The 22,030-nt window shown below is 70.9% G+C and carries 22 protein-coding genes; 15 read left to right on the forward strand and 7 right to left on the reverse strand.

The window, feature by feature from the left end; genetic code table 11:
• Positions 1 to 14: 14 nt before the first annotated feature.
• Both OIC96_RS43000 and OIC96_RS43005 read right to left on the reverse strand, forming a co-directional pair.
• Entirely contained in the window at positions 15 to 875 is an 861-nt protein-coding gene (locus tag OIC96_RS43000; RefSeq protein ID WP_330302629.1) for a helix-turn-helix domain-containing protein, read from the reverse strand.
• A 54-nt stretch (positions 876 to 929) separates the two neighbouring features.
• On the reverse strand, positions 930 to 1,802 hold the full coding sequence (locus tag OIC96_RS43005; RefSeq protein WP_330302628.1) for a helix-turn-helix domain-containing protein: 873 nt from the start codon (positions 1,800 to 1,802) through the stop codon (positions 930 to 932).
• 249 nt (positions 1,803 to 2,051) lie between these two features.
• On the opposite strand from OIC96_RS43005, the gene OIC96_RS43010 reads away from it, so the two are divergent.
• The 3 genes from OIC96_RS43010 to OIC96_RS43020 all read left to right on the forward strand — a co-directional run bounded on the left by OIC96_RS43010 (position 2,052) and on the right by OIC96_RS43020 (position 4,452).
• Positions 2,052 to 2,459 carry a (R)-mandelonitrile lyase gene (locus OIC96_RS43010; protein WP_330302627.1) on the forward strand — a complete coding sequence of 136 codons (408 nt, stop codon included), beginning with the start codon at positions 2,052 to 2,054 and terminating at the stop codon, positions 2,457 to 2,459.
• 26 nt (positions 2,460 to 2,485) lie between these two features.
• Positions 2,486 to 3,502, forward strand: coding sequence for a zinc-dependent alcohol dehydrogenase family protein (locus tag OIC96_RS43015; RefSeq protein WP_330302626.1), 1,017 nt, complete (start codon positions 2,486 to 2,488; stop codon positions 3,500 to 3,502).
• A 284-nt stretch (positions 3,503 to 3,786) separates the two neighbouring features.
• On the forward strand, positions 3,787 to 4,452 hold the full coding sequence (locus OIC96_RS43020; RefSeq protein WP_330302625.1) for an SDR family NAD(P)-dependent oxidoreductase: 666 nt from the start codon (positions 3,787 to 3,789) through the stop codon (positions 4,450 to 4,452).
• 33 nt (positions 4,453 to 4,485) lie between these two features.
• Here the strand turns inward: OIC96_RS43020 and OIC96_RS43025 are convergent, their stop codons facing one another.
• Complete coding sequence (locus tag OIC96_RS43025) at positions 4,486 to 5,415, reverse strand: helix-turn-helix transcriptional regulator (RefSeq protein ID WP_330302624.1); 930 nt, start codon at positions 5,413 to 5,415, stop codon at positions 4,486 to 4,488.
• 173 nt (positions 5,416 to 5,588) lie between these two features.
• Between OIC96_RS43025 and OIC96_RS43030 the strand changes: the two genes are divergently transcribed.
• The 12 genes from OIC96_RS43030 (at position 5,589) to OIC96_RS43085 (ending at position 17,632) form a co-directional block, all read left to right on the forward strand.
• Positions 5,589 to 6,578: an aldo/keto reductase gene (locus tag OIC96_RS43030; RefSeq protein ID WP_330302623.1), complete on the forward strand. Its 990-nt coding sequence runs from the start codon at positions 5,589 to 5,591 to the stop codon at positions 6,576 to 6,578.
• A gap of 62 nt (positions 6,579 to 6,640) precedes the next feature.
• Positions 6,641 to 7,675, forward strand: a complete 1,035-nt coding sequence (locus tag OIC96_RS43035) for a zinc-dependent alcohol dehydrogenase family protein (protein WP_330302622.1) — start codon at positions 6,641 to 6,643, stop codon at positions 7,673 to 7,675.
• A 269-nt stretch (positions 7,676 to 7,944) separates the two neighbouring features.
• Entirely contained in the window at positions 7,945 to 8,988 is a 1,044-nt protein-coding gene (locus tag OIC96_RS43040; RefSeq protein WP_330302621.1) for an NAD(P)-dependent alcohol dehydrogenase, read from the forward strand.
• 96 nt (positions 8,989 to 9,084) lie between these two features.
• Entirely contained in the window at positions 9,085 to 10,671 is a 1,587-nt protein-coding gene (locus tag OIC96_RS43045; protein WP_330302620.1) for a Na+/H+ antiporter, read from the forward strand.
• A 102-nt stretch (positions 10,672 to 10,773) separates the two neighbouring features.
• Positions 10,774 to 12,027, forward strand: a complete 1,254-nt coding sequence (locus tag OIC96_RS43050) for a cytochrome P450 family protein (protein ID WP_330302619.1) — start codon at positions 10,774 to 10,776, stop codon at positions 12,025 to 12,027.
• 127 nt (positions 12,028 to 12,154) lie between these two features.
• Positions 12,155 to 12,925, forward strand: a complete 771-nt coding sequence (locus OIC96_RS43055; RefSeq protein ID WP_330302618.1) for an SDR family NAD(P)-dependent oxidoreductase — start codon at positions 12,155 to 12,157, stop codon at positions 12,923 to 12,925.
• Between the two features lie 6 nt (positions 12,926 to 12,931).
• Complete coding sequence (locus tag OIC96_RS43060; protein WP_330302617.1) at positions 12,932 to 13,345, forward strand: VOC family protein; 414 nt, start codon at positions 12,932 to 12,934, stop codon at positions 13,343 to 13,345.
• Positions 13,346 to 13,356: 11 nt separating this feature from the next.
• On the forward strand, positions 13,357 to 14,901 hold the full coding sequence (locus OIC96_RS43065; RefSeq protein ID WP_330302616.1) for an MFS transporter: 1,545 nt from the start codon (positions 13,357 to 13,359) through the stop codon (positions 14,899 to 14,901).
• Between the two features lie 161 nt (positions 14,902 to 15,062).
• Complete coding sequence (locus OIC96_RS43070; RefSeq protein ID WP_330302615.1) at positions 15,063 to 15,809, forward strand: nuclear transport factor 2 family protein; 747 nt, start codon at positions 15,063 to 15,065, stop codon at positions 15,807 to 15,809.
• Positions 15,806 to 16,147, forward strand: coding sequence for a YciI family protein (locus tag OIC96_RS43075; RefSeq protein WP_330302614.1), 342 nt, complete (start codon positions 15,806 to 15,808; stop codon positions 16,145 to 16,147). The genes OIC96_RS43070 and OIC96_RS43075 overlap by 4 nt, the downstream gene beginning before the upstream one ends.
• Positions 16,144 to 17,400 carry an RNA polymerase sigma factor gene (locus OIC96_RS43080; RefSeq protein ID WP_330302613.1) on the forward strand — a complete coding sequence of 419 codons (1,257 nt, stop codon included), beginning with the start codon at positions 16,144 to 16,146 and terminating at the stop codon, positions 17,398 to 17,400. Before OIC96_RS43075 ends, OIC96_RS43080 begins: the two co-directional genes overlap by 4 nt.
• Before the next feature lie 49 nt (positions 17,401 to 17,449).
• Positions 17,450 to 17,632, forward strand: a complete 183-nt coding sequence (locus OIC96_RS43085; protein WP_330302612.1) for a hypothetical protein — start codon at positions 17,450 to 17,452, stop codon at positions 17,630 to 17,632.
• A gap of 40 nt (positions 17,633 to 17,672) precedes the next feature.
• On the opposite strand, the gene OIC96_RS43090 is transcribed toward OIC96_RS43085, so the two are convergent.
• The 4 genes from OIC96_RS43090 to OIC96_RS43105 all read right to left on the reverse strand — a co-directional run bounded on the left by OIC96_RS43090 (position 17,673) and on the right by OIC96_RS43105 (position 21,864).
• Positions 17,673 to 18,443 (reverse strand): SDR family NAD(P)-dependent oxidoreductase, encoded by a 771-nt coding sequence (locus OIC96_RS43090; protein ID WP_330302611.1) that lies wholly within the window; start codon positions 18,441 to 18,443, stop codon positions 17,673 to 17,675.
• 42 nt (positions 18,444 to 18,485) lie between these two features.
• On the reverse strand, positions 18,486 to 19,499 hold the full coding sequence (locus tag OIC96_RS43095; protein ID WP_330302610.1) for a LysR family transcriptional regulator: 1,014 nt from the start codon (positions 19,497 to 19,499) through the stop codon (positions 18,486 to 18,488).
• A gap of 190 nt (positions 19,500 to 19,689) precedes the next feature.
• Complete coding sequence (locus OIC96_RS43100) at positions 19,690 to 20,646, reverse strand: fumarylacetoacetate hydrolase family protein (RefSeq protein WP_330302609.1); 957 nt, start codon at positions 20,644 to 20,646, stop codon at positions 19,690 to 19,692.
• 3 nt (positions 20,647 to 20,649) lie between these two features.
• Positions 20,650 to 21,864 (reverse strand): FAD-binding oxidoreductase, encoded by a 1,215-nt coding sequence (locus OIC96_RS43105; RefSeq protein WP_330302608.1) that lies wholly within the window; start codon positions 21,862 to 21,864, stop codon positions 20,650 to 20,652.
• Between the last annotated feature and the right edge of the window lie 166 nt (positions 21,865 to 22,030).

Below are 22,030 nucleotides of genomic sequence, written 5' to 3' on the forward strand. Positions count from 1 at the left end.
CGGGCAGCGGACGATCAGTTGGTGGTGGGGCGGGTGGGCTCGTGGCTGCCGGCGGCCCAGGAGGCGAGGAAACGCAGCCCTTCGTGGGTGGGTGTGCCAGGCGCCGCGGTCCAGACGACGAGCTGCTGGTCGGGGTCGGTGCTGCAGGTGAGGGTGTCCCATTCGAGGACGAGGGTCCCGGCGATGGGATGGTTCAGCGTCTTGGTGCCGACGGTGCGGGCGGCCACGTGGTGAGCGGCCCACCAGCGCCGGAAGTCCGGGTCCCGCTCGGAGAGCTCGTTGACAAGGCTGGTGAGCCGTGCGGAGCCGGCGTTGTGCGCCGCTTCCATGCGCAGTTGGGCCACCGCGATACGGGCCGTGCTCTCCCAGTCCGCGTAGAGCTCGCGCAGGGCGGGGCTGAAGACCATCAGGGCGTAGTTGCGGTCCTTCTCCGGGATCTGCCCGAAGTCGCCGACCAGGGCGGCGGCCAGCGGATTCCACGCCAGCACATCCATGTGGCGGCCCAGGACCATGGCGGGGATGGAACCGAGGTCGTCGAGCAGCCGCCGCAACTGCGGCTGGACCGTCTGCACGCCTTGCGTGCGCGGCCGGGCGGGTTCCTTCCCGGCCAGCTCGAACATGTAGCCGCGCTGGTCCTCGTCCAGGTCCAGGACACGGGCGATGGCGTTCAGTACCGGCTCGGACGCCTGAATGCGGCCCTGCTCCAGGCGGGTGTAGTAGTCGGTGCTGATCGCGGCCAGCATGGCCACTTCCTCCCGGCGCAGGCCCGGCACCCGCCGTGCGGCCCCGCCGGGCAGCCCCACGGAACGGGGGCTGAGCTCCGCGCGCCGGGCCTTGAGAAACTCCCCCAGCTCACTGGGTGCGTTGCGCGTCATGGCAGCCATTTTCGCAGGAGCCGGCCACCGGGGAAGGGCGGAGGCGGTGCCGGCTCAGCCGGCGGTGCGGTGCGCGGCCGGCCGGCGGTCGCTCGTGGCCCAGGAGGAGAGGAAGCGCAGGCCCTCGTACGAGGGCGTGCCGGGCTCCGCGGTCCAGATGACGAGCTGCTGGTCGGGGTCGGTGCTGCAGGTGAGGGTGTCCCAGTCGAGGACGAGTTCGCCCGCGACCGGGTGGTTGAGCGTCTTGGTGCCCACCGTGCGGGCCGCCACATGGTGGGCTCCCCACCACTGCCGGAAGTGGGCGTCCTGTACCGACAGCTCGCCGACGAGGGCGGTCAGCCGGGGATCGTCGGGATACCGCGCGGCTTCCCTGCGCAGCTTGGCGACCGTGCCCCGGGCGACGCCTTCCCAGTCCGCGTACAGCGACTTCATCGCGGGATCGGTGAAGAGCAGCCGGACATAGTTCCGCTTCTTCTCCGGGATGTTCCCGAAATCGGTGACCAGGGCGGCGGCCAAAGGATTCCACGCCAGAATGTCGTCACGGCGGCCCAGAACCATTCCGGGGGTGGCCGTGAGATCGTCGAGCAGCCGCTGCAATTGCGGCTGGACTTTCTGCACGGAACGCCTGCGCGGCCGTTCCGCTTCCTTTCCGGCCAGCTCGAACAGATAGTCCCGCTGATCGTCACCCAGGTGCAGTACACGGGCGATGGTGGCCAGCACGGGCGCGGACGGCCGCATGCGGCCCTGCTCCACGCGGGTGTAGTAGTCGGTGCTGATGGCGGCGAGCAGGGCGACCTCCTCGCGGCGCAGCCCGGACACCCGCCGGGGGCCGCCGGTCTCGGGCAGGCCGACCGTGCGGGGGCTGAGCTCGGCACGCCGGGCCTTGAGGAATTCCCCCAGTTCGTTGAGGTGCGCGTCGCTCGTCATGCCGCCAGTCTGGCACCACCTCTCCGTCCTGTGAGGGGGAGAGTTCTCTCCCTGGATGTTCTTCTCCCGGGATGGAATTCTCCTCTTTGCGGGATCGCGCGACGGTGGCAATGTCGGTGACGCGGCCGGTGGCGTGAACGGTCCACGAAAGGCACTCGGCCGAACAGGCGTGACTGCTTTCCGCACGTGTTCCGGCATTCCCCCGGCACCCGCGTCGCAGCACGTCACAGAAGAGAAAGACAGAGACCCATGGAACTGTTGAAGCCGCCCCCGACCATGAAGCTGCCCGCCGACTGGTTCACCGGTGACGCGTACGCCGATGTCATCTACCGGGGCCAGGAGCCCTCCCGGGCCCGGGCGAACATGGTCCGCTTCACGCCCGGTGCCCGCACCGCCTGGCACTCCCACGGCCTGGGCCAGACCCTCTACATCGTCGAAGGCATCGCCCTCATCCAGTCCCGCGGCGGCGACATCCTCGAAGCCCACCCCGGCGACGTCATCCACACACCCGCGGGTGAGGAGCACTGGCACGGCGCCGCCCCCGACCAGTTCATGAACCACATCGCCCTGTGGGAAGGCGACGACGTCAACTGGCTCGAACACGTCACCGACGCGGACTACGGCGGCAAGCGCGTCAGCACCCGCACCCGCCCCTGAGCCCCCTCACGAGCTGAGACACCACCATGCGCGCAACGATCATCCACAAGCCCGGCGACATCCGTATCGAGGACGTCCCCGAGCCGAAGATCCTCAGGCCCACCGACGCGATCATCCGCACCGCCGCCACCTGCGTCTGCGGCTCCGACCTGTGGGACTACCGCGGTATCAACCCCGTGGACGAGCCCCACCCGATGGGCCACGAGTACGTCGGCGTCGTCGAGGAGGTCGGCGGCGAGGTCACCTCCGTCAGGCCGGGGCAGTTCGTCGTCGGCTCGTTCGCCACCTCGGACAACACCTGTCCGAACTGCCGCAACGGCTACCAGTCCTCGTGTGTGCACCGGGAGTTCATGAGCACCTGCCAGGCCGAGTACATCCGTGTCCCGACGGCCGACGGCACCCTGGTCGCCACCCCCGACCAGCCGGCCGACGACCTGATCCCCAGCCTGCTGACGCTGTCCGACGTCATGGGCACCGGCTGGTACGCGGCCGTCGCCGCCGAGGTCGAGCCCGGCTCCACGGTGGTCGTCGTCGGTGACGGCGCGGTCGGCCTGTCCGGGGTCATCGCCGCCAGGGAACTGGGCGCCGAACGCATCATCGCGATGAGCCGCCACGCGTCGCGGCAGAAGCTCGCGGCCGAGTTCGGTGCCACCGACATCGTCACCGAACGCGGCGACGAGGGCATCGCCCGCGTCAAGGAACTCACGGGTGGTATCGGTGCCGACTCCGTCCTGGAGTGCGTCGGCACCCAGGAGTCCATGCTCCAGGCGCTGCGTTCCACCCGCCCCGGCGGCAACGTCGGTTTCGTCGGCGTCCCGCACGGCGTGGCCGTCGACGGCCAGGAACTGTTCTTCTCCCACGTCGGCCTGCGGGGCGGCCCGGCGCCCGTGCGCCGCTTCCTGCCCGACCTCATCGACCGGGTCCTGGACGGCCGTATCAACCCCGGCAAGGTCTTCGACCTGACGCTCCCCCTCGACGAGGTCGCCGAGGGCTATCGCGCCATGGACGAACGCCGCGCCGTCAAGGCACTGTTGCGCCCCTGAACGCCCCGCGCACAAAGGCCGGGCCCGTGGGCCCGCAGGCCCGCGCGCCCGGCCCAGGAAGCCGCCCTGACCTGCGGAAGAGGCACGTGGGGGCCTCGCCGCACCCCGGAACAGCGCTCCCCGGCACAGCGCGGTCTGCCCGGAGGCGGCTGCGCGGAGCAGCCAGGCTTCCAGTCCGGGTTCCTGCACGGCATGCGTGTCAGCCGGGCGCTCTCGTCCGTGCTGCCGGCACGACGGGTACCGTCAGCCAGAGGTCACCCGGACCCGCACGACCCGGAGGGAACATGACCACCATCGCCGTCATCGGAGCGGGACCCGGTCTCGGAGCCGCCGTCGCCCGGCGGTTCGGCCGCGAGGGGTACGACGTCGCGCTCATCTCCCGCGACCGGGAACGGGCCGATGCCCTCGCCGCCGACGTGACCGGGGAGGGCATCTCGGCGCGTGGTTTCGCCGCCGACGTACGCGATCCGAAGGCCCTCGAAGCAGCCCTGGACGCGGCGACCGCCACCCTGGGCCCGATCGAGGTTCTGCAGTACAGCCCGGTCCCGCACCGGGACTTCATGCGGCCCGTCCTGGAGACCGGCCCCGCCGACCTGGTGGGCCCGATCGAGTTCTCCGTCTACGGGCCGGTCGCCGCCGTACGGCAGGTGCTGCCCGGTATGCGCGCGCTCGGCCGCGGCACCATCCTCTTCGTCAACGGCGGTACCGCCGTGGTTCCGCACCCCGAGCGCGCCGGTACGTCGATCGCCTTCGCCGCCGAGAGTGCGTACGGCCATCTGCTGCACGACACGCTCGCCGCCGACGGCATCCACGTCGCGCAGCTCATCATCCCCGGCGCGATCATTCCCGGTCACCCGAGGAAGGACCCGGCCGTGCTCGCGGACACCCTGTGGAGCATGCACCAGGACCGGCACGGGTTCCGGCACTTCGCCGACGACCTCGACAGCTGACCCCCTCGGCCCCGTCCTTCTGACGCCCAGGCGTCAGAAGGACGGGGCCGAGGCGCCGCTCGGGGCGGAAGCCGACGGACTATCGCTCGGCACCCGCCGGTGCGGGGCGTTCTCGGGCGCCAGCATGTCGAGCAGGACGATCGCGTCGTACTCGGCGGTGCCCGGTTCGGCGTAGTAGGTGATCAGGCGGTGGCCGGGGGTGCCCTCCAGCTCCATCGACTGGTAGCCGAGGGTGAGGTCGCCGACCTCGGGGTGGTGGAACGTCTTGCGGCCGTGGGCGCTCCCCTTGACGTCGTAGCGCTCCCACAGACGCGCGAACTCCGGGCTTTTCAGAAGGAGTTCACCGGCCAGCCGGGCCAGGTCGGGGGCGTCCGGGTCGGTGCCCGCCAGGGCGCGCAGCCGGGCGACGCAGCCGCGGATCTGGTGGTCCCAGTCGTGGAACAGCTCACGGGCCGCCGGGTGGAGGAAGACGTAGCGCGCGATGTTGCGCTGACTGAGCGGCCAGTCCTCCATACCGGGGAGCAGGCGGAGCCCGGCGGGGTTCCAGGCCAGCAGGTCGTTGGTGCGGCTGACCATATGCGAGGGACCAGGCCGCAGGCTCTCCAGCAGGAGTCTGACGCCGGGCCGTACGGTACGGCTGGGCGCGGCCGGCGGTTCGGGCGCGCGCCGGGCGGCGAGGGCGGCCAGGCTGCGCAGGTGCTCGTGCTCGGTCTCCTCCAGCAGGAGGGCGCGGGCCAGGGCGTCGACCACGGACGGGCTCGGGCGGGTCTCCCTGCCACGCTCCAGACGGACGTAGTAGTCGATGCTGATCCCGGCCAGGGTGGCCAGTTCCTCACGGCGCAGCCCGGGCGTACGGCGCAGGCCGGCGCCGGCTCGCAGGCCGGCCTCCTCGGGGGTCACCCGGGCCCGGCGGGCGCGCAGGAAGCGCCCCATCTCGGTGCCGTTCTGCTGCTCACTCTTCATGGCTTCCAGTGTGGCGGCGCCGTGACCTGTGCGGCAGGCGCGTGGGGCCCTGTCGCACCCCGGAACACGGCTCCCCGGCACAGCGCGGTCTGCCACGCGGCGAGCCCGGCGGCGAGGGTTGGTGCCGTGGGAGATCTCTTCCCCACAGATCCGAGAACGTACGGAGCACCACCATGAAGCACATCGAGCTCGGCGGACAGCTGGACGTCACCCGGATCGGCATGGGCGCCATGCCGATCAACGCGCTCTACACCGGAGCGAACGCGGACAACGAGGAAGGCATCCGTGCCATCCACCGGGCGCTCGATCTGGGCGTCACCCACATCGACACCGCCGAAGCGTACGGGCCCTTCCTCAACGAGGAGCTCGTCGGCAAGGCACTGCAGGGCCGCCGCGACCAGGTGGTGCTGGCGTCGAAGTTCGGCTTCGTGTCGTACTCGGGCCGCCCGGAAGGTTCCCTGGACAGCAGCCCGGAAAGCATCCGTGTCGCGGTGGAGGGCTCCCTCAAGCGGCTGGGCACGGACTACATCGACCTTCTCTACCAGCACCGGGTCGACCCGGCTACGCCCATCGAGGAGACCGTCGGCGCCATGGCCGAGCTGGTCGCCGAGGGCAAGGTCCGCGCCCTGGGTCTGTCGGAGGCCGGACCCGGCACGATCCGCCGCGCCCACGCCACGCACCCGCTGGCGGCGGTGCAGACCGAGTACTCCCTGTGGTTCCGGGACCCGGAGACGGAGATCCTGCCGGTGACGCGGGAACTGGGCATCGGCTTCGTGCCGTGGGCGCCGCTGGGTCACGGCTTCCTCGCCGGTGGATTCCGTACGACGGACTGGTTCGACGCCGAGGTCGACCTGCGCGCCACCATGCCGCGCTTCAACAACGCCGAGTACTTCCGGCAGAACCTGCGCCTCGCCGACGAGGTCAAGGCCGTCGCCGACGAGGCCGGCGTCACCCCGGCGCAGGTGTGTCTGGCCTGGCTGGTGGCGCAGGGCGACGACATCGCCCCGATCCCCGGCACTCGGCGCGTCTCCCACCTGGAGGAGAACACCGCCGCCGACGCCGTGGTGCTGACCCCCGGACAGCTCCAGAAGCTCGACCGCCTCACTCCGGCCGCCGGCGAGCGCCTGGGCGAGGACCACATGGCGCTCGTCGACCACAACTGACGTCCCCGCCGGGCAGGCATCCGTCAACTCCCTGTTGAGCAAAGCAAGATCGGAGAATTCCCATGCGGGCAACCTTGATCTACGGTGCCGGTGACGTGCGCGTGGAGGAGGTGCCGGACCCGAAGATCCAGCACCCCACCGACGCCGTCGTACGCGTCCTGCGCTCCTGTGTCTGCGGCAGCGACCTGTGGCCGTACGGATCGATGCCGGCCTCGGAGCACGGCGGCCGCATCGGTCACGAGTTCCTCGGCGTCGTCGAGGACATCGGCTCGGACGTGTCCGGGCTGAAGTCCGGCGACCTGGTCGTCGCGCCGTTCGTGTGGTCGGACAACACCTGCGACTTCTGCCGCGAAGGCCTGCACACCGCCTGCCGGCACGGCGGCCTGTGGGCGCGCGACGGCGTGGACGGCGGCCAGGGCGAGGCGGTCCGCGTCCCGCAGGCCCAGGGCACGCTGGTGAAGCTGCCCGTCGCCGAGGACTCCGCCCTGCTGCCCTCGCTGCTGACGCTGTCGGACGTGTTCTGCACCGGGCACCACTGTGCGGTGACGGCCGGAGTGAATCCCCGTACGACGGTCACGGTGGTCGGCGACGGTGCGGTCGGGCTGTCGGCGGTGCTGGCCGCCAGGCGCCTCGGCGCCGAACGGATCATCCTGATGGGCCGGCACAAGGACCGTACCGATCTCGGCCTCGACTTCGGCGCCACCGAGGTCGTCGCCGAGCGCGGCGAGGAGGGCATCGAGCGCGTTCGCGAGCTGACCGGCGGCGACGGTACCCACGCCGTGCTGGAGTGCGTCGGCACCCTGCCCGCCCTGGAGATGTCGCTCGGCGTGGGCCGCGCCGGCGGTACCGTCAGCCGGGTCGGCGCGCCGCAGTACGGTGAAGTGCCGCTGGGCTTCCCGGAGTTCATGAACAACATCACCCTCACCGGCGGCGTGGCACCGGCCCGCGCCTACATCGGGGAACTCCTCCCCGACATCCTGGAGGGCCGCGTCGAGCCGGGCCGGGTGTTCGACCGCACCGTGAGCCTGGACGACATACCGCAGGGCTATCGGGCGATGGTCGGCCGCGAGGCGCTGAAGGTTCTCATCCAGCCCTGACCGCACCCCCCGTAGTCGCGAACGGCCGCATCCGGGCGGGCGCTGGCGACAAGGAAGTCACCCTCGTGGACACCGGTGGTGAGCGCGATGATGCGGCCGAGGCCGCGTACCGTGCGAAATGTGGACATTATTCCGCGCGTGTCACCAGGGCCATCACCGGTCCCGAGGTGAGATCCACCGCGACGCGGATCGTCCCGAACCGACCAAGCCCCCTACCCCCAACGGCAGTTCCACCAGCAGTTCCACCAGAAACACAGGACCGGAGAACCATGCTCACCGTCAACGCCTATGCCGCGACCTCCGCGACCGAACCGCTCACCCCGACCACCGTCGAGCGCCGCGATGTCGGCCCGCACGACGTCCTCATCGAGATCAAGTACTGCGGCATCTGCCACTCCGACCTCCACAACGTCCGTGGCGAATGGGGCCCGGCGACCTACCCCCTGGTCCCCGGTCACGAGATCGCCGGCATCGTCACCGAGGTCGGCTCCGAGGTGACCCGGCACGCCGTCGGTGACCGGGTCGGCGTCGGCTGCATGGTCGACTCCTGCCGCGAGTGTGTCAACTGCCGCAAGGGCGACGAGCAGTACTGCCTCAAGGGCAACACCCTCACCTACGGCTCGATCGACAAGGACGGCACGCTGACTCAGGGGGGTTACTCCACCCATGTCGTGGTGACCGAGGACTTCGTCGTCAACATCCCCGAGGGAATCGGCCTCGACGAGGCGGCCCCGCTGATGTGCGCGGGCATCACGACCTACTCGCCGCTGCGCCGCTGGGGCGCGGGTCCCGGCAAGCAGGTCGCCGTCATCGGCCTCGGCGGACTCGGCCACATGGCCGTGAAGATCGCCCACGCGATGGGCGCCGAGGTGACCGTCCTGTCCCAGTCGCTGAAGAAGATGGACGACGGCCTGCGGCTGGGCGCCGACCACTACTACGCCACCAGTGACCCGGCCACCTTCGAGCAGTTGGGCGGCACCTTCGACCTGATCGTGAACACGGTCAGCGCGAAGCTCGACCTCGACGCCTACCTCGGGCTGCTGGCGGTGGGCGGCGCCATGGTCAACGTCGGCGCTCCCGCCGAACCGCTCTCCCTCAGCGTGTTCTCGCTCATCATGCAGGGCCGTTCGTACGCCGGTTCGCTGATCGGCGGCATCCGCGAGACCCAGGAGATGCTGAATTTCTGCGGCGACCACGGCATCGGCGCGGAGGTCGAGGTCATCGCGGCCGACAAGATCAACGAGGCGTACGAGCGTGTCGTCGCCTCCGACGTGCGCTACCGCTTCGTGATCGACACCGCGACGCTGGCCTGACCATGGCCGGCTCCGGCTGAGACCACCCCGTACGAGGCGCCCCCGACCCCTCGTGCGGGGTGGACCTACAACGCCCGCTTGACCAGGAGAAACACCATGCTCGCACTCGAACTCGTCGTGGTCCTCGGCGTGGCGGTGCTGGTGGGCAACGCCGTCGGGCAGCGCTTCCGCATCGCCCCGCCCGTCCTGCTGCTCGTCGTCGGCGCGCTGCTGGGGTTCGTCCCGGCGCTGCGTGAGGCGCATCTGCCGCCGGAGGTGGTGCTGCTGCTCTTCCTGCCGGTGCTCCTGTACTGGGAGAGTCTCACCACCTCCCTGCGCGAGATCCGCAGCAATCTGCGCGGCATCGTGCTGCTGAGCACCACGCTGGTGATCGGCACCGCCGGAGCCGTCGCGGCGGTGGCGCACGCCCTGGGGCTCGGGTGGGGACCGGCGTGGGTGCTCGGCGCGGCGGTCGCGCCCACCGACGCCACCGCCGTAGGGGTGCTCGCGAAGGCGCTGCCGCGCCGCAACGTGACCCTGCTGCGCGCCGAGAGCCTGGTCAACGACGGCACAGCACTGGTCATCTACGGCCTCGCCGTCGGCATCACCGTCGGCGAGGAGCACCTGAGCGCGCTGCACGTGGGCGGACTGTTCCTGCTCGCGTACGGCGGCGGCGCCGCGGCCGGCGTGGTGACCGCCTGGTTCGGTATCCGGGTGCGTCGCGTCTTCGACGATCCGCTGCTCGGCAACGTGGCCACGATCCTCACCCCCTTCACCGCCTATCTGCTGGCCGAGCTGATCCACGCCTCCGGTGTGCTCGCCGTCGTGGTGGCCGGGCTGATCATGAGCCAGGCGGGGCCGCGCATGGTGGGGGCCGCCACCCGCCGCCAGGCGGAGGAGTCCTGGTCACTGGCGACGTTTCTGCTCAACGGCTCCCTGTTCGTCCTCGTGGGCGTGGAGGCGCAGTCGGCCGTCCGCGGTCTGACCGGCACCGGCCTCACCCACGCCCTGATCGCCGTCGGGGCCGTGTCGGTGGTGGTCGTCGCGGTGCGCTTCGCCTTCCTGTTCACCGTTCCGTACCTGATCCGCCTCCTGGACCGCCGCCCGGAGCAGCGGCTGCGCCGCATGGGCTACCGCGGCCGGGTGGTCAGCTCGATGGCGGGCTTCCGGGGCGCGGTGTCGCTCGCCGTGGCGCTCTCGGTGCCGATGACGCTCGACTCGGGCGAACCGTTCCCCGACCGCGACACGATCGTGTTCGTGACGTCAGGGGTCATCGTCGTCACGCTGGTGGTGCAGGGCCTGCTGCTGCCGGGCGTGGTGCGCTGGGCCCGGCTGCCCCGCGACACCTCCGTCCAGGAGGAGCGCCTCCTCGCCGAGACCACCGCCACGGAGGAAGCGCTCAAGGCGCTGCCGGAGCTCGCGGCCGACCTCCACGTCGCCCCGGAAGTCGTCGCACGCATGCGGCACGAGTACGAGACCCACCTGCTCGTGGTCCGCGCCGGCGGAGGCGAGGCCGACGACGAGGAGGTGCTGCGCCACGACCGCCACTACACCGCTCTCCGCCTCGCCCTGCTCACCCACAAACGCGCCACCGTGCTCCGGCTCCGCGACGAACTCCGCATCGACGACACCGTGCTGCGCCAGGTCCAGAGGCAACTCGACATCGAGGAGGTACGCCTGGCCCGGCGCGAGACGGTCGAGTGATCGGCGTCCGAACGGGCCTTCCGGCGTGTTCGATTGACCCTGCGGGGCGGGCAGAATCATCCGTCGTACGGATCGACTCGGCACCCCCGTCAGGAGAACCCGGTGGACACCTCACCCGTCACCCCGCACCGCATGGACCCCGCAGGCGGCTGCCCGCACGCCGACAACGCGCGGCTGCTCGCGCGGGGTGCCGTCGCGCCGGTGGTGCTGCCCGGTGAGGTGGAGGGCATGGCGGTGCTCGGGCACGACGCGCTGAAGGAGTTCCTCGCGCACCCCGATGTCGCCAAGGGGGCCCGGCACTTCACCGCACTGAGCGAGGGGCGGATAGCGGCCGGGTGGCCGTTGCTGACCTTCGCCACCGTGCGGGGGATGACGACCGCCGACGGCGACGACCACCGGCGGCTGCGGTCCCTGGTGAGCAAGGCGTTCACCGCGCGCAGGGTCGAGGAACTGCGGCCCTGGATCGAGGAGTTGACGGAAGGACTGCTCGACGGCCTGCACCGGGCGGCGGAGGAGGCGGGCGGAGTCGCCGATCTGCGCGGGCACTTCGCGCTGCCGCTGCCGATGGGCGTCATCGGCGAGCTGCTCGGAGTCGACGCCGAATACCGCGACCGGCTGCACCAGCTGTCGAACCAGGTGGTTGCCACCGACATCGGCCCGGAGCAGGCCGTCGCCGCGAACCGTGAGCTGGTGGCCGTACTGGGCGCCGTGGCCGCCGCGCGGGCCGAGGAACCCGGCACCGACCTCACCAGCGCGCTGATCGCCGCCCGCGACGAGGAGGGCGACCGGCTCAGCCAGGAGGAACTCATCGGCACCCTGGTGCTGATGATCATCGCCGGGCACGAGACCACGCTGAACCTCATCACCAACGCCGTACGGGCGTTGTGCGGCCACCGGGATCAGCTGGACCTGGTCACCAAGGGCGAGGCGAGCTGGGCGGACGTGGTCGAGGAGACACTGCGCTGGGACGCGCCCGTCAGCTACTTCCCGTTCCGGTATCCGGTGCGGGACCTGACCCTCGACGGCACCGTGATCCCCCAGGGCACACCGGTCCTCGCGGGCTATTCAGCCGCCGGGCGCGACCGGGCCGCGCACGGACCGGACGCCGACCGCTTCGACGTCACACGCCCCGGCAGGACCGGCGCCGCCCGGCACCTCTCCCTCGGGCACGGCGCCCACTACTGCCTCGGCGCCCCGCTGGCACGCCTGGAGGCCACCATCGCCCTGGAGCGGCTGTTCACCCGCTTCCCCGGCCTCGAACTCGCCCTCCCCGAGGCGGAACTCTCCCGCCACTCCAGCTTCGTGGGCAACAGTGTGCGAGCGCTTCCGGTGCGGCCGGGGACCTCCCGCGGCTGACCCCGCGCATACCAGCCATACGACACCGCGATGGCCCTGAGCTGACCCTTTTCTTGTTCTCGCCAAACGCCGTACCTACGCTTCCACCACCGCACACCGGCGGCACTGGACAAGGGACACGGCAATCATGGGTCGACTGGCCGGAAAAATCGCTTTCATCAGCGGGACGGGGGCTGGAATAGGGCGGGCAGCGGCTCAGATATTCGCTGCGGAAGGCGCCACCGTATTCGGCTGCGACATCGACTCCGACGCCGCCGCCGAAACGGTGGAACTCGTCGAGAAGGCCGGCGGAGTCATGCAGTCCCTCGCGCCGGTGGACCTCTCCACCGAAGCGGGCGCACGGGAGTGGATCGACGCGGGGATCGCCGCGTTCGGCGGGATCGACATCCTCTACAACAACGCCTCCGCCCTGCGGAACGGGCCGTTCGAGACCATGCCGGCCGAGGACTGGTACTTCACCATCAAGAATGAGCTCGACATCCCGTACTTCTGTACGCAGGCGGCCTGGCCGCATCTGATCGCCCGCGGCGGCGGAGCCGTCCTCAATGTCGCCTCGGTGGCCGCCGTGCGGGGCGCCCCCTTCATGCCGATGGTGCCGCACGGTGCCGCCAAGGGCGGGGTGCTGGCGATGAGCATGCACCTGTGCGCGGCCGGCGCCCCGCACCACATCCGCGTCAACACCGTCGCCCCCGGCATGACCCGGACGTCCGCCACCGCGCCCTTCCTCGACGACCCGAACGGTCCGAAGGCGCAGCTGGAGGCGCGGATCCCGGTCGGACGCGTGGGGCAGCCCGAGGACATCGCGCGGGCCGCGGCCTTCCTCTGCTCCGACGAGGCCGCGTTCGTCAACGGCGCCAACCTGATGGTCGACGGCGGCGACAGCGCGATGGCGGGCTGAGCGCGGGTGAACACACGACTCGACCACGTGGGCGTCAACGTACGCGACCTGCCCGCGCTCACCGCCTGGTACAAGGACGCCTTCGGACTGAAGACCGTCTTCGAGTTCACCCTCGAAGGGCCCGGCCTCAGCGCCGTCGTCCTGGAGCATCCGCACGGCTGGCGCATCGAACTCCTCGCCAGGACCGGATCCACGCCCGGGCTCCGGGCGCCGGACCCGCTGACCGCCGCCCTCACCGAGGGATACGGGCACTTCGCGGTCACCACCCCCGAACTCGCCCCCGTCTACGCGGCCCTGGTGGCCCACGGAGCGGGCGAAGCCATGCCGCCGGGGCCGTCCCCCGAGGCGGGCATCCGCATGGCCTGGGTCACCGACCCCGAGGGAAATCTCATCGAGCTCATAGAGAAAAACGCAGAGTGAGGGCACGCACGATGACGGATTCGAAAACCTTGAACTCCCTGAAAAGACTGGACGTCGGAACACTCATAGCCTGTTGTCTCGCGGTGGCGGCGGCACAGTTGTGTATCACCGTTCCTTCGCCCATCAATGGAGAAATCACAGCCGCTTTCGGGGCATCCGGTTCCCAGGTGGCCTGGGTGACCTCCGCCTTTATTCTTCCCACCGCAATTCTTGAGCTGAATTTCGGTGTGGTGGGAGACCTCTTCGGCCGCAAGCGCCTGCTGGTGCTCGGCGGCCTGGTCCTCGCGCTCGGTGAGCTCCTCAACGCCACCTCGCAGAACATCACCATGATGTGGGTCGGTCAGGCCCTCGCCGGCGTCGGTGCCGCCGCGCTCTTCCCCAGCTCCCTCGCCGTCATCGCGGCGGCCACACCCGACGGGAAGGACCGCGCCAAGGCGGTCTCCACATGGGCGCTCAGCATCTCCATCGCCTCCGCGGTGGGGCCCCTGTCCTCGGGCGTGCTCGCCACGGTCGCCGACTTCCGCTGGGCGTTCGTGCCGCCGGTGGTCCTCGGACTGGTGGTCGCGGTCACGAGCTGGAAGCTGGTCACCGACTCCAAGGCCCCCGAGGGCCGCAGCCTGGACTGGCCGGGCCAGATCACCATCGCCGTCGGCCTCACCGCCCTGCTCTGGGGCATCATCGAGGGCGGCGAACGCGGATGGAGCAGCGCGCCGATCGTGGGCTCGCTGTCCCTCGCGGCGGTGGCGCTCGTCGGATTCATCGTCGCTGAGACCCGCTCCGCCTCGCCCATGTTCAACCTGGACCTGCTGAAGATCCCGTCGTTCGCCGCGGCCGCCGTCGTCGCGCTGGCCGGTATGTTCGGCTTCATCGGCACCGCGTACTGCGTCTCGATCCGGCTCGGCGTGGTGATGCACCAGAGCGCACTGCGTTCCAGCATGCCGTTCGTGATCCTCCAGCTGATCCCGCTGCTGCTGGCGCCGGTGCTGAGCAAGATGCTCACCCGCGTCGACGCCCGCTGGCTCCTGATGGGCGGCCTGCTGCCGATGGCCGCCGGACAGTTCTGGATCGCCGCGCTCCCCATCACCACGACGTCCCTCGCGGCCTTCATCGGCCCGGTGCTGCTGCTCGGTATCGGCTTCATCTGCGTGGTGTCCTCGCTGACCTCGGCGGCCGTGAACGCCGTACCGATCGAGATGACCGGTATGGCCAGCGGTGCCACCAGCCTGGTCCGCGAGTTCGGCCAGGGCCTCGGCCCCGCCGTGATCAGCACCATCGCGATGAGCGCCGCGTCCTCGGCCCTGGTGGGCAAGCTCAGCGGCCCGGACGCGGGCATGGAGGCGGCGGCCGGGCCCCTCGCGGTCGTCAACGCGGGCAGCGCTCAGGCCAAGGCGGCCGCCCAGACCGCGCTCGGCCACGGCATGGCCCTCGGCGTCCTGATCTGCGGCTGCGCCTCCCTGCTGGGCGCGGCGGTCACCCTGCTGCTGGTGCGCAAGAACACCGCCCGCGCGACGGTCGGCGCCACCGGTGAGACGGCGGTGCAGGCGGCGTCCGCGTAGCACGCGACACCCACGCGAACGCGAAGGGGCCGGGGCTGATGCTCCGGCCCCTTCGCGTGCTCCCGGCCTCCCGCACGCGAAAAACATTTCGAGGCCTGTCGAATCGGCGTGACCCCGTTCGTCGGTGCGGTGTAGGAAGCTCAAGAGCACCGGGAGGAACCATGAAGTACATGCTGCTGGTCTGCGGCGACGACACCGCCGACGCCTCGGGCATGGCACCCGTCGAACCCTGGGTCGAGGAGCTGGGCGCCGAGCGCGGCGTACGGCTGCACGGGCACCGGCTGCGGCTCCCCGCCGACGCGGTCACCGTGCGGGTGCGCGACGGTGAGGTGCTGCGCACCGACGGGCCGTTCGCGGAGACGAAGGAGTACGTCGCCGGCTACGACATCCTCGAGTGCGACAGCCTGGAGGAAGCCGTCGAGGCGGCCGCCAAGCATCCCGTGGCGTCCATCGGGGCCATGGAGGTGCGCGCGTTCTGGGACGACGAGGACACCGAGGGGGAGATCCGCCGGCTCGACGCGGAGCTGACCGCCGCCGCCCGCGAGCACGACATCGACCGGGCGATGGCCTGCTACGCCCCTGACGTCGAGGTCTTCCACCCCGTGAGTGGTCTCGAACAGCGCGGGATCGACGCCCTGCGCAAGGCGGAGGAGTGGTGGTGGGCGTCGCTCGTCGGACCCGTGGAGCGCGAAGTACTCGACTTCCGCGTCCGGGTCGACGAGAGCGTCGCGTTCAGCCACGCGCTCGTACGGATGCGGGCCACGCTCACCGGCGGCGACTCACTGGACACCACGGCGCGGGTGACCACCGGTTACCGGGCCGCCGGCGACAAGTGGCAGATCGTCCACCAGCACACCTCGGTCCCGTTCGACGCCGGAATCCAGGGAAACCCGGAGGGCCAGTCATGAAGTACGTGTTCTTCATCTGCGCCCCCGTCGGCGGCGAGGAGCTCAGCCCGGAGGAGATCGCCGACGACCCCCGCTTCACCTCGTACATCGACGAGGTCCGCGGCCGCGACGTGGTGAAGGGCGGCGCGCGACTGCGGCCGGCCACCGACGCCACCACCGTGCGCGTCCAGGGCGACGAAGTCCTGCTCAGCGACGGTCCGTTCGTGGAGTCCAAGGAGTATGTCGCGGGCTTCGACATCATCGAGGTCGCCGACCTCGACGAGGCCATCGCGCTCGCGTCCCGGCACCCGGCGGCGCTGGGCGGCGGCTCGGTGGAGGTGCGGCCGGTCTGGGAGTGAACGACGACGGCGTCGAGGAGGCGGTCGACGCCGCCTTCCGCGAGGAATGGGGCCAGGTCGTCGCCACCCTGATCCGGGTGACCGGCGACTGGGACCTCGCCGAGGAGTGCGCGCAGGACGCCTTCGCCCAGGCACTCGCCCGGTGGCGGCGCGACGGAGTACCGCGCCGCCCCGGCGCCTGGCTGACCACGACCGCCCGCAACCGCGCTCTCGACGTGCTGCGCCGGGAGGCGGTCGGGGCGGCGAAACTGCGGGAGGTGGCGGTGCTGGCGCGGGACGAGGGGCCGTACGACCCGGAGTACGACGGCGACGACAGCGGGGTCCAGGACGACCGGCTGCGGCTGATCTTCACCTGCTGCCATCCCGCGCTGCCCATCGAGGCCAGGGTCGCGCTGACCCTGCGCACCCTCGCCGGGCTGAGCACACCCGAGATTGCCCGGGCCTTCCTCGTCCCCGAGGCGACGATGGCGCAGCGCCTGGTGCGTGCCAAGCGGAAGATCCGCAACGCCGGCATCCCGTACCGCGTACCGCCCGCGCATCTGCTGCCCGAGCGCACGACGGGTGTGCTCGGCGTGGTCTACCTCCTCTTCAACGAGGGGTACGCGGCCACGTCAGGCGCCGACCTGGTGCGGACGAACCTGTGCGCGGAGGCGATCCGGCTGGCCCGCGTCCTGGCCCGCCTGATGCCCGACGAGCCCGAAGCGCTGGGTCTGCTCGCACTGTTGCTGCTGCACGACGCCCGGCGCGGCACACGGGTCGACGCGGCGGGCGAACTGGTGACGCTGGAGGACCAGGACCGTACGGCCTGGGACAAGGCAGCCGTCGACGAGGGCGCCGCCCTGCTGGAGACCGCCCTGCGCCGCGGGCGTCCGGGCCCGTACCAGATCCAGGCCGCCATCGCCGCCTGCCACACCACCGCCGAGACGGCCGAGGACACGGACTGGGCCGACATCGCGGCGCTGTACGGCGAGCTGGAGCGCTTCGTGCCGTCCGCCGTGGTGCGCCTCAACCGGGCGGTCGCCGTGGGCATGGCCGAGGGCCCGGAAGCGGGGCTGGCGAGGGTGGCGGAGCTGGAGGCGGAGGGCGAGCTGGACGACTACCACCTACTGCCCGCCACGCGCGCGGACCTGCTGCGGCGTGCCGGGCGCTTGGTGGAGGCAGCGCAGGCGTACGCCAGGGCGCTGGAACTGGTGGAGAACGACGCCGAGCGACGCTTTCTGGAGAAACGGCTGGCGGAGTGTCGATCGGCGTAGGGGCCGCTCGTCGGTGGGGTGAAAGCACCTCACGACACCGGAGGCTCCCATGACCACCCTCGTGCCCACGCACCGCACCCGCACGTTCCTCGCCCTGCTGCCTCCCCGGCTCCGGAGGCCGATGCGCCGGACACCCGCCGCCCCGCCCGAGTCGGTACCGCACGGGCCGGCGGCCGGTGACGGACCGGGCGCCCCGGACGTCTGGCTCGCGGGCCTGCGCCTGGGAGGCTGACCGATGAGCGCCACCGTCACCGCTTCCGGCCCCCGCGCGGTCACTGCGAGTCGAGCGCGTTCGTGATCGCCTTCACCCCGCCGTGCGCCGAGTAGCCGCCGTCCACGGTGATCTCGGCGCCGTTCACATACGACGCCTCGTCCGAGAGGAGGTACACGACCAACGGGGCGACCTCGTCGCAGCTGCCGGGGCGGCCCTGCGGAGTCATCGAGAGGTGCGCCTGGGTGAAGACGGGGTTCGCGGTGGCCATCAGCGGGGTCTCGATGTAGCCGGGGTGGATCACGTTCGTACGGATGCCACGGGGCGCCAGCTCCAGGGCGGCCACCTTGGACAGGCCGCGCAACGCCCATTTGCTGGCCGTGTACGCGACCGCGTGATGGGCGGTGAGGCCCGCGACCGAACCGACGTTGACGATGGAGGAGCCCTTGTCCATCAGGGGGGCGAGGGCCTGGATGCCGAGCATCGGGCCGGTGGTGTTCACGGCGAACGCCCGGTTCCAGTCGGCGAGCTCGACCGATCCGAGGCGGGCGCGCATGGGGATTCCGGCGTTGTTGACGAGGCCGTGCACCTCGGAGAGCGACGCCGCGAGCGTCGCCCAGTCGTCCGGGGACGACACGTCCAGGTGCTGGTAGCGCACGTCGAGGCCGTCGGCGCGAAGTGAGGCGGCCAGCTTCTCGCCCGGTTCGTCGAGGACGTCCGTCGCCACGACCGAGGCGCCCTCCCGGGCCGCGGCCGCCACCTCGACGGCCCCCTGGCCCTGCGCGGCTCCGGTGATGACGACGGTGCGACCGGCCAGGCGCGTGCGGCTCACGGCTTCCTCCAGGGGGTACGGGATGCGGGTTCCCGCACCACGCTAGGAAGCCGGGGCCAGCTCCGGAAACGCACGTTCCTCATGGCTGGCATCCACGTCGGCGATCTCGACCGACTCCGCCGGCGCGGCCGCGTCGAGCGTGGGTGCGGGTTCGTCGAGCGAGACGCCCACCTTGCGCACGGTCTCCCGCAGCCATCGGTGCGCGGGATCGGCGTGCCGGTTGTGGTGCCAGTACATGGCCTCCACCAGGGGTACGTCGGGGAAGGGCGCCGGCACGGTCACACAGCGGGCGAAGCCCTCGTACCGCTGGGCGAGGCGCTCCGGCACCATCGCCACCAGGTCCGTGCCGCCCACCAGGAACGGCAGCACGCTGAAGCCCGGCGCGCTGACCTGCACCTTCGGCACGATGCCGAGGGTCTCCAGCTGGCGGTCGGCGGGGGTGAGGCTCTTGCCGAAGGCCGACGCGGCATGCGGCAGCTCGGCCAGATCGCGCAGCGTGAGCCGGCCGTCGACCAGGCGCGGATTGTCGGGGTCGACGATGCACACGAAGCGGTCGTGCATCACGGCCTCGCTGATCCCGGGCAGCCGGTAGCCGAGCGGCACCACCATCAGGTCGTGGCAGCGCAGATGCGTCTCGCTCTCGGGCTGCCCGTGCACCAGGGGATGGAAGTCGATGCGGACGCCGGGCGCCTCACGGGCGATGACGCGCAGCAGCGGCTCCACGAACACCGTCATCACGTAGTCCGACATCACGACGGAGAAGCGCTGCCTGCTGCGCCGCGGGTCGAAGCTGCGGGTCAGCGACATCGCCTCCTCGGCCTTGTAGAGGGAGGCCTGGACGACCGGCAGGAGCCGCTCCGCGAGCGGGGTGAGCTCGTACTCGCGGCCCACGCGCACCAGCAGCTCGTCGTTGAAGTGCCGCCGCAGCCGGGCCAGCGAGCCGCTCATCGCGGACTGGCTGGTGGAGAGCCGGACACCGGCGTGCGTGACGTTCTTCTCCTCCAGCAGTGCTTCCAGCGCCACCAGAAGATTGAGATCTATCGCTCCGAGACCCACGGGTGTCCCCTTCCGGCCACGTCCTTGAAGCATCGGTGAAACGCGAGCGTAATGACGCGTTCCCCGGCGAGGAAGGCCTGTAAGAGAAAACTCACAAAGACCAATGACACCCATCGGACCAGCGAATACACGCATGCCGAAGGGCCCGCGCGGACACAGCTCCCGCACGGGCTCGGCACAGCTCTGCGTGCTACGGCCTCGGTGTCCGCCCCCGCTTGCGGGCGCGGGGCAGATACACGTCCGTACGCCCGGGGACGATGCGATTGGAGAGGCTGCCGAGACGTTCCACGGTCAGCGTCACCTCGTCGCCGGGCTTCAGCGGCGGGGGAGTGCGCTCCCCGACACGGCCCCAGAACTCGGCGAGCGCACCCCAGCCGCAGGTGCCCGAGCCGAGGATGTCGCCGGGACGCACCCAGGCGTCGCGGGCGGCGTACGCGGTCATCTCCTCGAAGGTCCAGGAGACGTTCGCCAGGGTGTCGCGGCCGATCAGCTCGCCATTGAGGGTGACGGTCATCTCCAGGTCGAGGAAGCCGTCCGGGTCGCGCCGGTCCGCCACCTCGTCGGCGGTGACCAGGAAGGGGCCGAGGGTGTTGGCGAAGTCCTTGCCCTTGGAGAAGCCGAGGCCGAGGTTCTTCTCCGGCTTCTGCAGATCGCGGGCCGACCAGTCGTTGAAGACGAGGTAGCCGACGATGTGCTCGCGGGCCTCCTCGGGGGTGAGGTCCCGGCCCGGACGGCCGATGACCGCGCCCACCTCCAGCTCGAAGTCGAGCACCGAGCAGCCGGCCGGAATCGGCACGTCGTCGTGCGCGCCGTACGCCGCGTGCGGATTGGTGAAGTAGAAGTTCGGCGCCCGGTACCACTCCTCGGGCACGTGCTCCAGGCCGTCCAGCGACTTGGCGACGCCCTCGATGTGCGCCTCGAAGCCGACGAAGTCCCGGATGGACGGGGGCTTCAACGGCGGCAGCAGCTGCACCTGATCAACCGTCAAATCGCTGTCTGCGGCCAGCGCTTCGGAGCCGGCATGCTGGAGCGCCTCCTGCTCGATGAGCTCCAGCACCGTCACCCCCTCGGGCAGCGGATGGATGATCCCGTCCCGGACGACCCCGGCGCGCTCCACGCCCTCGTACGCGTATGTCGTGAACCGCATGACTCACTGCTCCCAGTGGTTGGTGTTGGTGACGGAGCCCGCGCTCAGATATCCCGCGAACAGGCCCTTGGGGTCGCGCATGGCCCGTATCTCCTGGAGCTGCTCCCACTGCTCGTCGCCCATGAACTTCAGCTGCCGGACGGTGAAGTCGGAGTCCCCGAGGTACTGACCGGCGGTGACCGGCTGCATCGCGGCCATCGCCTCGTCGAGCCAGCCGCGCAGCTCGGCGTCCCGCCCGGGCTCGTCGTGGATGACGTACGTCGCGCAGTAGATCTCCGACTGCAACGAGAAGGCCATGTCGGGGAGTTCGCGCAGCGGGGCCATCGAGAACCAGATGGTGAAGGTCTGCCGGGTCGGCTGTTCGGTGAACGCCTTGCGGATCGCCGGGACGACCTCGCCGGCGGTCCCGGTGAGCCAGGCGTTGTCGACGAGGTAGCGGTGGCCCTCGGGGTTGGCGGCCCGCTGGCCCTGGAGCTGCTCGGCCAGTGTGGTCGGCTGTGCCTCGATCCGGAACAGCGCCCGGTCCGCGTACGGATTGGCGTGCAGCGGGGCCAGCGCCTCGGCGGCCTGCTCGGGTGTGTCGGTCATCGACACGCCCGTGACCAGCAGCACCGGCCCGTCACCGTCGGGCGGGGTCTGCGTCAGCGCGACGATCTCCACCAGGTCGGAGACCGTGTGGTGCATGCCGTGCAGCCAGGTCATGACCTCGTCGAAGAGGCCGAGCGGGTACGCGTGCACGGTGTGCGCCAGATGCTTGGGCAGCGGGCGCGTACGCAGGTGGAAACGGGTGACCACCCCGAAGAAGCCCGGCCCGGCACCCCGTGCCGCCCAGAACAGATCGCTGTGGTGCGTCTCGTCCGCGTGGACCAGCTCGCCCTCGGCGGTGACGATGTCGAGGGCGACGATGTTCTCGGCCGCCCAGCCCCAGCCACGCGCGTTCCAGCCCTGTCCGCCCTGGAGCAGAAAGCCGCCGATGCCGACGGACGGACAGTGCCCGCCGTTGAAGAACCGGCCGAACGTGCCCAGATACGGGTTGAGTTCGTCGCCGCCCTTCACGCTGGTGGTGGCCGTCACGATCTCGGTCGTCTCGTCGTACGACAGCTCGTGGAAACCCCCGAGATCGATGAGCAGCGCCTCTTCGCGCACCGACCAGGCCGCCCAGCTGTGCCCTCCGGAGCGGACGGCGACCTGCCAGCCGCGCTCGATCGCGAGCCGCACCCCTTCGGCGACGTCCTGCTCGCAGACGGCCTTCAGGACGGCCGCGGGTGAACGGTCCGACGGGCGGCGGGCGTTGAAGACCCGCCCGAAGCACGCCTCCTCGTAATCCTCGTCACCGGGAAGTGGAGGGTGCCGGAGAAACGGTTGTCGTGCATGGGCTGCTCAC

The organism is Streptomyces sp. NBC_00775, assembly GCF_036347135.1.
GTDB lineage: Bacteria > Actinomycetota > Actinomycetes > Streptomycetales > Streptomycetaceae > Streptomyces > Streptomyces lutosisoli.

Bases quoted from the DNA above. Each gene is read 5' to 3' on its own strand.
- OIC96_RS43000 (WP_330302629.1), bottom strand. From the start codon at position 875: ATGACGCGCAACGCACCCAGTGAGCTGGGGGAGTTTCTCAAGGCCCGG.
- OIC96_RS43005 (WP_330302628.1), bottom strand. From the start codon at position 1,802: ATGACGAGCGACGCGCACCTCAACGAACTGGGGGAATTCCTCAAGGCC.
- OIC96_RS43010 (WP_330302627.1), top strand. From the start codon at position 2,052: ATGGAACTGTTGAAGCCGCCCCCGACCATGAAGCTGCCCGCCGACTGG.
- OIC96_RS43015 (WP_330302626.1), top strand. From the start codon at position 2,486: ATGCGCGCAACGATCATCCACAAGCCCGGCGACATCCGTATCGAGGAC.
- OIC96_RS43020 (WP_330302625.1), top strand. From the start codon at position 3,787: ATGACCACCATCGCCGTCATCGGAGCGGGACCCGGTCTCGGAGCCGCC.
- OIC96_RS43025 (WP_330302624.1), bottom strand. From the start codon at position 5,415: ATGAAGAGTGAGCAGCAGAACGGCACCGAGATGGGGCGCTTCCTGCGC.
- OIC96_RS43030 (WP_330302623.1), top strand. From the start codon at position 5,589: ATGAAGCACATCGAGCTCGGCGGACAGCTGGACGTCACCCGGATCGGC.
- OIC96_RS43035 (WP_330302622.1), top strand. From the start codon at position 6,641: ATGCGGGCAACCTTGATCTACGGTGCCGGTGACGTGCGCGTGGAGGAG.
- OIC96_RS43040 (WP_330302621.1), top strand. From the start codon at position 7,945: ATGCTCACCGTCAACGCCTATGCCGCGACCTCCGCGACCGAACCGCTC.
- OIC96_RS43045 (WP_330302620.1), top strand. From the start codon at position 9,085: ATGCTCGCACTCGAACTCGTCGTGGTCCTCGGCGTGGCGGTGCTGGTG.
- OIC96_RS43055 (WP_330302618.1), top strand. From the start codon at position 12,155: ATGGGTCGACTGGCCGGAAAAATCGCTTTCATCAGCGGGACGGGGGCT.
- OIC96_RS43065 (WP_330302616.1), top strand. From the start codon at position 13,357: ATGACGGATTCGAAAACCTTGAACTCCCTGAAAAGACTGGACGTCGGA.
- OIC96_RS43070 (WP_330302615.1), top strand. From the start codon at position 15,063: ATGAAGTACATGCTGCTGGTCTGCGGCGACGACACCGCCGACGCCTCG.
- OIC96_RS43075 (WP_330302614.1), top strand. From the start codon at position 15,806: ATGAAGTACGTGTTCTTCATCTGCGCCCCCGTCGGCGGCGAGGAGCTC.
- OIC96_RS43085 (WP_330302612.1), top strand. From the start codon at position 17,450: ATGACCACCCTCGTGCCCACGCACCGCACCCGCACGTTCCTCGCCCTG.
- OIC96_RS43100 (WP_330302609.1), bottom strand. From the start codon at position 20,646: ATGCGGTTCACGACATACGCGTACGAGGGCGTGGAGCGCGCCGGGGTC.